7 protein-coding genes are annotated in these 7313 nt (G+C 65.3%); 4 read left to right on the top strand and 3 right to left on the bottom strand.

Annotated elements, in window-relative coordinates; all coding sequences use genetic code 11:
* Positions 1 to 246 precede the first annotated feature (246 nt).
* Positions 247 to 1146, bottom strand: coding sequence for a hypothetical protein (locus QZZ02_RS10135; protein WP_291844116.1), 900 nt, complete (start codon positions 1144 to 1146; stop codon positions 247 to 249).
* 119 nt (positions 1147 to 1265) lie between these two features.
* Positions 1266 to 2966: a cellulose biosynthesis cyclic di-GMP-binding regulatory protein BcsB gene (locus QZZ02_RS10130; RefSeq protein WP_291844115.1), complete on the bottom strand. Its 1701-nt coding sequence runs from the start codon at positions 2964 to 2966 to the stop codon at positions 1266 to 1268.
* Between the two features lie 57 nt (positions 2967 to 3023).
* Between QZZ02_RS10130 and QZZ02_RS10125 the strand changes: the two genes are divergently transcribed.
* From QZZ02_RS10125 to QZZ02_RS10110, 4 genes are all read left to right on the top strand, one after another.
* The gene (locus QZZ02_RS10125; protein ID WP_291844114.1) at positions 3024 to 3353 is read left to right on the top strand and encodes a DUF1491 family protein; all 330 of its coding nucleotides are present in this window, start codon (positions 3024 to 3026) and stop codon (positions 3351 to 3353) included.
* Positions 3354 to 3409: 56 nt separating this feature from the next.
* Positions 3410 to 3799 carry a hypothetical protein gene (locus QZZ02_RS10120; RefSeq protein WP_291844113.1) on the top strand — a complete coding sequence of 130 codons (390 nt, stop codon included), beginning with the start codon at positions 3410 to 3412 and terminating at the stop codon, positions 3797 to 3799.
* A gap of 64 nt (positions 3800 to 3863) precedes the next feature.
* Positions 3864 to 5471, top strand: coding sequence for a peptide chain release factor 3 (locus QZZ02_RS10115; protein WP_291844112.1), 1608 nt, complete (start codon positions 3864 to 3866; stop codon positions 5469 to 5471).
* Entirely contained in the window at positions 5468 to 6661 is a 1194-nt protein-coding gene (locus tag QZZ02_RS10110; protein ID WP_291844110.1) for a mechanosensitive ion channel family protein, read from the top strand. Before QZZ02_RS10115 ends, QZZ02_RS10110 begins: the two co-directional genes overlap by 4 nt.
* A gap of 98 nt (positions 6662 to 6759) precedes the next feature.
* On the opposite strand, the gene QZZ02_RS10105 is transcribed toward QZZ02_RS10110, so the two are convergent.
* On the bottom strand, positions 6760 to 7296 hold the full coding sequence (locus tag QZZ02_RS10105) for a hypothetical protein (RefSeq protein WP_291844108.1): 537 nt from the start codon (positions 7294 to 7296) through the stop codon (positions 6760 to 6762).
* Positions 7297 to 7313 lie beyond the last annotated feature (17 nt).

Raw genomic sequence — 7313 nt, 5'->3', positions numbered from 1 at the left:
CGTTCGCCGATGCGATAGTCGAGATTGGAAATCGTGAGCATGGTCGGGACTGAACTTTCACTGCGCGGTTCGGTAGGGCGATATCGGGGCCGGATACGGGCGCGCAAGATCACGCCCGCCGGACATCACGCCGCGGCTCCGGTGCGCGTCATAGCGGTTGCAGTGCAACATGCCCAGTGCCGGGTGCGGTGCACGGGCTCGCTGGTGACTGAAAGCGGAACAAATCGGGAGCGGTGATTTCGACGCCTAGCTGCGCATCGCGACCCGGTCGCCGCCGCGCAGGAAGGCAAGGGCGGCGGCGAAGTCGCCGATTTCGATGTAATGGCTCGCGACGACGCGACCATGGCGATCCATCAGCTCGATGCGGGCCGTTTCGCGCGGGTCACGGGCGGCGAGGGCATCGGCGGCACTCATCGGGAAGTCGAACAGGGTGGCGCGCTCGGTCCCGGCCAGGGTGGCGGCGACCGGGCCGGCATCGCGGCCCGAGGCCCAGATCCGGGACTGGGCGAAGCGCGGCGGGGTCCAGCGCGCCCAGGGCGCATCGGTCGGGCCGTTATAGGTGCCGCCCATGGTGGCGTCATACAGGGTCGGCTGGCGTTCCATGTCGCGCAGGATGAGGATGGCCGAGGTCGCGCTCTCGTTGCCGGGCAGGACCACGCTGAGCTGGCGGCGGCCGTCGCGGGTCGAGACGCCGATCTTCAGATCGCCCTGATCCTGCACGATCGACCAGACCGGCAGGTCCGGCATGGCATTGCGGCTGGCCGTCCAGGTGAATTCGGCGCCGGGAAAATCCATCGCCGGGATGCGCACCCAGCCGGCATAGGCGTCGACCACACGGGTCTGCAGGTCGCCGACCGCCGGGTCGGTGCAGGCGATGCCGGCGGCCTGGTTCTCCAGCTCGCGGGCATAATCGTCCAGAGCGTGCAGGGCGATGCCCTCGCGCAGGAGCAGGCCGCGGGCCTGCAGGCGGGCCGCGTCCAGTGCATTGCGCTGGCCGGATGTAAACAGGCTGCAACGGGCGTCGACAGCCAGTGCGAGCTGGCGCTCGCCGTAAATGGCGGCGGTCGCCTCATCCGCCAGGGCCGGTGCGGCCAGACTGGTGGTCAGGCCGAGGCCGAGGCCGATCGCTTTGACAATCGCGTGCATGACAGATCCCGCTTGCATGGGAACCTGTCTAGCAGGCGGGATTTGATGTCGCGTGAAGAAGGGTAGTTAATGCTCTGCAAATTCAATCACTAAGATTGACGGCACCGGGATTGTCGGCGCTAGGACTGAACCCGAACCCGCTTGCGACGCCCGAAGAAGCCGCGGACCAGGAGCAGGAAGGCGGCCCCGAACAGCAGGAAGGCGGCGTCGCGCGTATGGTCGACGGCGAACTCCTGGACCTTTTCCACGAGAGACGGGGCGACAATGGTGTAGTCCAGCGCGGTGACACCCCGGGCGCTCCACACGGCGGCGCGCCCTTCCAGGGCCGTCCACAGGTCGGAGCGGGCCAGCGAGCGACCGGCAACCTCGAAGGAGGCCACGTCCGGTGCGGTCAGCGTACCGATCCAGCGGCCATTATTGGCCTGGTCGCGGAACAGTGAGGCGACACCGATCCCGACCTCGGTTCCCGCTTCCGTGTCACCGGCATCTGCATAGGCGGCGGCGGCGAGGCGCATCAGCCCACGCTGGCCGCGCGAGCGTTCGGCCGCGCGAAGGGCGGCGCGCAACTCCGGCGGTGCATTGCGGTCAACGGCGGCGATCTCGGTCGAGCCCGGGCCGATCACGAGCAGGTTGTGATTGGCGGGCGCTGTCTCGTCGGCATCGCCATACCAGGCATAGAGCCAGGCTTCGCCGGAGATCAGTGCGGCGCGTGACAGCACAGACAGGGCGCCATGACGATCGGCATCGAAGCGGGTCGAGAACTGAACCGCGGTGCGCGAGCCCTGGTCTGCGCTGAAAGGCAGGCCGCTATCGGCAAAGATGCGCAGGTCCGCATTGGCATGGAGGGAACGGGCATCCTGGATCTGGTGGGTACCCAGGCGGGGCGCTGTCATCGCGTCAGCGGCGAGGAAGCTCTGCCGATAGCCGATGAAGGAGCGTGCCGCCATCAGGCGGGCAGCGGCGGTCGCTTCATCAAGATTGCGGCCGGTGATGACCATGTGCGGCAGGCCGCGCTCGTTGTGGAAGGCGATTTCCGGCCCGGTCGAGCGATCACCCGAGCGAAGCGCTGCACGGTCATGGGCCGCGAGGCGGTCATTGTCGGCGATGCGCACAATGAGGTCGGCCTCGTCGGCATCGGCCGTGAAGAGCGGCACCTGGCCGGCGCGCAGGGCGAGGCCCTGGGCGACCAGGGCTTCCAGCGTCACGCGTTCGCGGCTGGCATCGGTGAGAAGGGCGATGCGGCGCGGCGCGGCGAAATCGGAGGCGAGGGCCCGTTCCAGGTCCTCCAGCGTGTCGATCGGAGCTACCGGCTCCAGCGTCAGGCGCATTTGCGAGCGGCGGGCATCGACAATCCATCCGGCTGCCGAAGTGTCATTGGAGTAGGCAATGTCGAGCGTATTCGCGCCGGGGCGGAAATCCGCGGAGAACAGGGCGAACCGGGCTTCCATGGCCCGTGCCTGCGGCCGGATGGTGATGGCTTCGCCGCCGTTCACCGAAACATGGATCAGACCGGCCGTGCTGTCGCTGGCCGGGCGGGCTGCCAGGCGCAGCGAGGCTTCCGAGGTCTGGACATGGGGCGGCAGGGTGAAGTCGATCCGGGCGAGGCGGCGCGTGTTGGAGAGGATGAAGGCATCGGCACCGCCATCGAGATCCGACAGGCTGCGCTCTTCCGTGTTGACGGCTGCAGCAGCGGTCTCAGCCGACGCGGCACGGGTCGAACCATTGCCGCCATTTCCGGTATCCTGGCCCCAAACGGCACACGTGCCGGACGCAACGATAGCCAAAGCGGCAACCGCAGACGACAATACTCTTACAAACATGGAACGCTCCCTCACCCGTTTACAGATTATTAAGCAATTGGGCGGCCAGCAAACGAAATGAATGCGCTTAAATCGAAATTCTGGGTAGACGCCTTGATTCGCAGGGCTGAATTGGGGTTTGCGTCGGCTTATGTGATTCGCCGTGGAGACGAAGATGCCGGTGCCGTGCTCGTCAAGGTGGTAAGCGGCCCGACGCTGGCACATCTTTATGTGCCGTCGCGGGACGATCAGGGCGAGCGAATGTGGACCTGCCGCCGCGAAACCGTCGAAACCGAGCTCGACGCCTGGTGCCGCAAGCGCGTCGATCAGGATCCCGATCTCTGGCTGATCGAGATCGAGGACCGGCAGGGGCGGCATTTCCTCACCGAGCCGGTAGAAACTCCTTAACGCAGCCGCGCTATGTTCGGCCGGTCCCAACAGCTCAACGAGGGTTCGAGTTCGCGATGTTGTTTCTGTTCAACGATGTCGTCTTTGACCTGGGCGACCTGAAGAGCGTCCTGCGTTCGGGCAAGCTGCCGCTGTCGCCTGCCCAGATCGAAAGCCTGACCGCCGGCCAGCTCAACTCGCTGGTTCGCGAAGCGGTGTTTTCCGATCCCTTCATTGCCCACAACAAGCCCGAGCATGTCCGCCACATGGTGGCCCTGATCAGCTTTGTGGCGCCCGGTGCCAACGCCCTGTTGGCCGTCCGGCCGGACGGGGCTACCCACTTCAACGAAGTCGGGCTGCGCTATGCCAATGTGACGATCACGACCCTGGCCTCGCTCTGGCGCGACCAGGAGGACGGACATCTCACGGCGAACCAGATCAATGACCAGGTCTGGCTCGCCGCGTGAGGTGGCTTGCCTAGCAGGGCGGTAACAGGGTAACCGGACGCCCTGCATTACCTGTGAGCCCGCCATGACTGCCCCGACCCCTGACGCCCCGGAATGGGCGCGCCGCCGTTCCTTCGCGATCGTCTCCCATCCTGACGCCGGCAAGACCACCCTGACCGAGACCTTGTTGCTGTCGGCCGGGGCGATCCGACTGGCCGGTCAGGTGCGGGCGCGCGGCGAAAACCGCCGGACACAGTCGGACTGGATGAAGATCGAGCAGGAGCGCGGGATTTCGGTCTCCGCCTCGGTCATGACCTTCGAGCACCGGGCGCTGCTGTTCAACCTGCTCGATACGCCGGGCCACGAGGACTTCTCGGAAGACACCTATCGGACGCTGACGGCGGCTGACAGTGCCATCATGGTGCTCGATGCGGCCAAGGGCGTGGAGCCGCGAACGCTGAAACTGGTCGAGGTTTGCCGCCTGCGCGACATCCCCATCGTCACCTTCATCAACAAGATGGACCGCGAGGCGCTCGATCCGGTCGACCTTCTGGAAGACATCCAGGACAAGCTGGCTCTGGATACGGTGCCGATGCAATGGCCGTCCGGTTCGGGCAATCGCTTCAAGGGCGTGCTCGATCTGCGAACCAGGGATTTCGTCGGTTATCAAAAGCCCGGCGATGACCGTGACGATACCGCCGCCAGTCCGCGCTGGGCACTCGATGGCGAGGCGATCCGCAACCATCTCTCGGCCGAGGAACTCGCCGAACTGGAAGAGGGTGCCGAAGTGGCGGCCGAGCTGTGCCCGGAATTCAAGCCGCAAAGCTTCCTGGAAGGCCACATGACGCCGGTCTTCTTCGGCTCGGCGCTGCGCGGCTTCGGGGTGCGCGAACTCCTCGACGGTCTGGCCGACATCATTCCCGGACCGGGTCCCATGGCGGCGATCAGGGGCGGCGAGGCGATCGAACTCGAGCCGGGTGGCAAGGAAGTCGCCGGCTTCGTGTTCAAGGTGCAGGCCAATATGGACCCCAATCACCGCGACCGGGTCGCTTTCGTGCGCCTGTGCTCGGGCACGTTCAAGCGCGGCATGAAGCTCAAGACCGAGGCCGGCAAGCAACTCACCGTGTCCTCGCCCATCCTGTTCTTTGCCCAGGATCGCGAAATCGCCGACGAGGCCTTTGCCGGTGACGTCATGGGCGTGCCCAACCACGGGACCTTGCGGGTTGGCGACAGCCTGTCGGAAAGCGGCAAGCTGCGCTTCTCCGGCATTCCCAATTTCGCGCCGGAAATCCTGCGCCGGGCCCGCCTGGCCGATCCGCTGAAGGCCAAGCACCTCAAGAAGGCGCTGGAAAGCCTGGCCGAGGAGGGTGTGACCCAGCTTTTCCGTCCGACACTTGGTGGTGATTTCATCGTCGGCGCGGTTGGCGCACTGCAGATTGACGTGATGCGCGAACGGGTCGCCGCCGAATATGGCCTCGAGGTTGATTTCGAACCGGCGCCCTACGACACTGCCCGCTGGGTAACCGGCGCTCGCGACAAGATCGAGGCCTTTGCCGACCGGCACAAATCGGCGATGGCCGAGGACATCAATGGTGATCCGGTCTTCCTCGCCAAATCGGCCTGGGAAGTCTCCTATTCGGAAGAAAAATTCCCTGACCTCACCTTCCACCGGGCCAAGGAGCGCAATGCATGACGACGGCAGCGACCAGCGAGGGCGGGCTGATCGCCCAGGCCGGCGATCTTTGGGCGATCGCGGTCGATGTCTGGAATACCTCCTTCCTCGGGATCAATGTCGGCCAGGGGCTGTTGGCACTCGTGGTCGTGCTGATCGGTTTCGTCGCTCGCGGCCTGATCGCGCGCTGGCTGATCAGTGCCCTCAAACGCCTCGCCCAGCGCACCGAAACCGCTTTCGACGATGCCGTGGTCGACGCCGTTTCCGGACCGATGAAACTCGTACCGGTCATCATCGCGCTCTTTTTCGCGCTCAACATCCTGCAGATCGGTGGCGAGGGGACGTTGCGCGGCCACCAATTCGTGCAGTCGCTGGTGGTGCTTGCGCTTTTCTGGGCCCTGCACAATGCGGTCGGCCCGCTCGCGCATGCCCTCCGGGGCCTGCGCAATGCGCTGACGCCGGTGATGATCGACTGGCTGACCAAGGCGCTGCGGATTGTCTTCATCATTGTCGGCGCCGCCGCCGTGCTGCAGGTCTGGGACATTCCTGTTGCCGGCATTGTGGCCGGTCTCGGCCTGTTCGGCGTCGCGATCGGCCTGGGCGCCCAGGACCTGTTCAAGAACCTGATCGCGGGCATTCTCATATTGACTGAAAAGCGTTTCCTGCCAGGCGAATGGGTCAAGGTGGATGGCGTTGTCGAGGGCACGGTCGAGGAGATCAACTTCCGCTCCACCGTGATCCGCCGTTTCGACAAGGGTCCGGTTTATGTGCCCAACTCGAAACTCTCGGACAATGCGGTGACGAACTTCAGCCGCATGACCCATCGCCGGACCTACTGGATCATCGGCGTGCGCTATGACTCGACCGCCGAACAGCTGCGCGAGATCCGCGACAAGGTACTCGGTTATGTCGAGAGCCATCCGGAATACGCCCAGGCGCCGGAAGTCTCCACCTTCATGCGGGTCGACAGTTTCGGCCCGTCCTCGATCGATTTCATGCTGTATTGCTTCACCAAGACCACCAATTGGGGCGAATGGTTGCGCCTGAAGGAGGATCTCGCCTTCTTCATCAAGGAAACGGTCGAGAACGCCGGCACCGAATTCGCCTTCCCCTCGACCAGCGTCTACATCGAGAGCGGCGCCGAGGTCTTCACGCCGCCCGGCAATGATGCGGCAAAGGCCGTGATCGGGAGCCAGGCGGTCGAGGGCTGAGACGCCAAACAGGTCCTTGCCCTTGATGGGCGGGGTGGATCGCCCGCAGGGCGGCACTGAGTGGGTGACGGGCAGTCGGTGACAGAACGCTGCGCGTCTCACCCCTTCCGGCCCTTCGGGGCACCTTCCCTTGTCCGGGGACGGACCTGCCGCTCCTGAGCTTGCCCATCCGGCAAGAGTCCCGCCTGGCGTCTCATTTCCTGCGCCGTGCCGGCATTGAGCTGCCAGTCGAGATCGCTCACCACATCGGGTACAGCGCCCCAGGCGGCCAGGAAGCTGGTGCGGGCGGCACTGAGCTGTTGATGCAGCGCCGCGACTCCCGGATCAGCGCCGTCCAGCCCCTCGGCCAGCGCCCAGCGGGCCATGTCAGCCGCATCCGCCAATTCACCAAAGCCGCGCTCGATCATCACCAGGGCCAGCCGCGCATCATGGGTCGCCAGATCACGATATTCGTCGAACACCGTCACCCGCAGCGGCGGGAGGGTGTCGCTGTGGACGAGCACATCTGTCGCGTCACCGTCCAGAACCGCGAACTCCGACGGCGCGATCTCCAGCCGCAAACCGGCTTCGGCCAGCCAGGCATCCAGCCGGGCAATGGCACGCGTGGCGATGTCGGGATCAAAGGCTTCGGGCATGCCGGAAGACTGGCATG

The sequence above is a fragment of the Maricaulis sp. genome (assembly GCF_015665295.1).
In the GTDB taxonomy this organism is placed as follows: Bacteria; Pseudomonadota; Alphaproteobacteria; order Caulobacterales; family Maricaulaceae; genus Maricaulis.
Note: the sequence above shows the minus strand (reverse complement) of the source record. Positions and strands in the feature narration are given on the sequence as shown.

Excerpts from the sequence above, each read along its gene's own strand:
- QZZ02_RS10105 (WP_291844108.1), bottom strand. The coding sequence starts at position 7,296 with ATGCCCGAAGCCTTTGATCCCGACATCGCCACGCGTGCCATTGCCCGG.
- QZZ02_RS10135 (WP_291844116.1), bottom strand. The coding sequence starts at position 1,146 with ATGCACGCGATTGTCAAAGCGATCGGCCTCGGCCTCGGCCTGACCACC.
- QZZ02_RS10125 (WP_291844114.1), top strand. The coding sequence starts at position 3,024 with ATGAATGCGCTTAAATCGAAATTCTGGGTAGACGCCTTGATTCGCAGG.
- QZZ02_RS10115 (WP_291844112.1), top strand. The coding sequence starts at position 3,864 with ATGACTGCCCCGACCCCTGACGCCCCGGAATGGGCGCGCCGCCGTTCC.
- QZZ02_RS10120 (WP_291844113.1), top strand. The coding sequence starts at position 3,410 with ATGTTGTTTCTGTTCAACGATGTCGTCTTTGACCTGGGCGACCTGAAG.
- QZZ02_RS10130 (WP_291844115.1), bottom strand. The coding sequence starts at position 2,966 with ATGTTTGTAAGAGTATTGTCGTCTGCGGTTGCCGCTTTGGCTATCGTT.
- QZZ02_RS10110 (WP_291844110.1), top strand. The coding sequence starts at position 5,468 with ATGACGACGGCAGCGACCAGCGAGGGCGGGCTGATCGCCCAGGCCGGC.